Annotated in this window: 1 pseudogene; it reads right to left on the bottom strand. The window is 65.1% G+C overall.

The annotated features are described in order from the left end of the window. Nucleotides 1–198: pseudogene (locus EN853_RS33575) on the bottom strand (hypothetical protein); the annotation flags it as partial. Nucleotides 199–295: the final 97 nt, after the last annotated feature.

Genomic DNA, 295 nt, shown 5'->3' with positions numbered 1-295 from the left:
CTCGCCGTCGTCGAGGTAGAAATCCTTGTCATTGCCCGGCCAGACGTAGTCGCGGTCCTGGCTGTAGAGTTCGAGCCGCATGGCGTTGGGATGGCCGTTCCTGATCTCGAACGTGACGTCGCCGGCATGCGCCGCCGGCGCGGCCAGCGTGGCGATGAAGAACGCCGCGGCGATGCGGCGGGCGGTGAAGAAAGTCATGGCAGTCCCCCGAAAGAATCGGCCCCTCGGCCGAGAGTTCGACCATGCCATGCGAGGCTGGAACGGGGAAGGATTGGTTGGCGCTTTCCCCTACTCC

The sequence above is a fragment of the Mesorhizobium sp. M1C.F.Ca.ET.210.01.1.1 genome (assembly GCF_004791585.1).
Lineage (GTDB): Bacteria > Pseudomonadota > Alphaproteobacteria > Rhizobiales > Rhizobiaceae > Mesorhizobium.
This window is presented reverse-complemented; position numbering and strand designations above follow the sequence as displayed.